Annotated in this window: 2 protein-coding genes and 1 pseudogene; all 3 read right to left on the bottom strand. The window is 71.9% G+C overall.

The genetic code is table 11. The features are described 5' to 3' along the window. Positions 1 to 532, bottom strand: a 532-nt coding sequence (locus tag HUK82_RS16510; RefSeq protein ID WP_218061625.1) for a hypothetical protein, incomplete at its 3' end; no start/stop codon positions are given. Beyond that, a complete protein-coding gene (locus tag HUK82_RS16505; RefSeq protein ID WP_176614951.1) occupies positions 525 to 1067 on the bottom strand; it encodes a hypothetical protein in 543 nt (180 codons plus the stop codon). The genes HUK82_RS16505 and HUK82_RS16510, both read right to left, overlap by 8 nt. Then, positions 1064 to 1501, bottom strand: a pseudogene (locus HUK82_RS16500) (hypothetical protein); the annotation flags it as partial. The pseudogene HUK82_RS16500 and the gene HUK82_RS16505, both read right to left, overlap by 4 nt.

The following is a 1501-nucleotide window of genomic DNA, read 5'->3' as shown; positions in this document are numbered from 1 at the left end:
CACGCAGCATCGCCGGATCGCCATGCCCACCCGCCAGCGCCGGCAGCAGCACGAGGCCCACGATCCAGCGTGCCGGGTCCGGCCCGGGTCGCCCCGCCACCGCCGATAACGGCAGCAGCCCCGTCATCACCGCCAGACCCGCGACCCACAGTAACGTGCCGAGGCGGCCGAACGCCGGCTGGTCGGGACGCAGTAACGGCATGATCGGACCGGCAAGCGCACACCCGGCGCCCAACACCACGGCCATCCCGGTCTCCCACCCCATCCGCGCCCCGCGCGCCCGACCCGACAGCCGGATGGCGTGACAGACACCGGCGAAAACCGCCCCCACGAGGGCGGGCATCACCCCCCAGGGCGCAACCGTCGCGCAGACCAGCGTGACACAAGCACCAAGCATCTGCCCCGCGCGCAGAATTCCGTCACGCCCATGCCATGGGCCAGCCGCCGCCTCGGCCGCCGACATGACCAGCGCCAGGCTGACGGCAAAAGCCGTCCGGCTGCCCAGAGCCGTCGCGATCGAGGCCTCAGTCATGCGCGCTCCAGACCAGACGCCGCAGAACAAGGGCGGTCAGCACCGCGAGACAGACCTCCAGCACCACCGCGATCACCACCGCCGGGATCGAGCCCGCAACCCCGGCCAGCACCAGCACGCCATCCAGGGCGCAGACCACGCTGATCGCCTGCTCCAGAACGCCAGGCGCCAGCAAGGCCGCATAGATCCCCGCCAGCAGGACGGCAAATCCGCAGGCCGCCAGCACATCCACATCCGTCCCCGATCGGCCGGCCGTCTCGGAAAACGCCGCCAGCCCCACGGCCAGCAGACCCACGGCGCCCGCGCGCCGCACGGCGGTCGTGCCCTGCACGGGTTGTTCGAACACGCGCAGCCCGACCGAAAACCCGACACCCCCGCTCAGGGCAGCTCCGGCGGCCAGCAGCGCCGCCAGATGCGCCCCCGACGACAACAGGCACAGCGCCGTGGCCAGCCCATGCCACGCCAGCAGACGGGCATCCCGCCCTATGCCCAGAACCGCGACCAGCAACAGCAGGCCCGCGAACAACAGCGTCATTGCAGACGCTCCACAAACAACATCAGCACCGCCAGCAAGGCCAGCATCAGCGACGCGGCCGGCAGCCGTTCCCGTCGCAGCCGGTCGCCCAAGGCCTCGACACCGCCCAGCACGGCCGCACCCGCCACCATCACACCGCACCACATCGCCAGCGCCTCGACACCACTGAGAATTCGCCCGTCCACAGACACATGCTCCGGCCAGACCAGATCGGCCCCGAGTGTAAGCCAGACCGCGCGCTCCAGATCGGTGGCCACCACAAACCCCGCCCGTGCCGCACCGACGGCACTGACGAACAGGTCCCGGTCGCCCCCCAGCGGGTCCGGCACGAGCGCCGCCTGAATCAGCAGCGCCAGCCCGGCACAGGCCAGAGGCATGCGCGCCGCCACATGCGCGTGCGCGGCCCCGATCGCACCCGCGACGGTCCCCCCGGC

The organism is Ameyamaea chiangmaiensis, assembly GCF_013376175.1.
GTDB classification, from domain to species: domain Bacteria; phylum Pseudomonadota; class Alphaproteobacteria; order Acetobacterales; family Acetobacteraceae; genus Ameyamaea; species Ameyamaea chiangmaiensis.
Note: the sequence above shows the minus strand (reverse complement) of the source record. Positions and strands in the feature narration are given on the sequence as shown.

Excerpts from the sequence above, each read along its gene's own strand:
- HUK82_RS16505 (WP_176614951.1), bottom strand. The coding sequence starts at position 1,067 with ATGACGCTGTTGTTCGCGGGCCTGCTGTTGCTGGTCGCGGTTCTGGGC.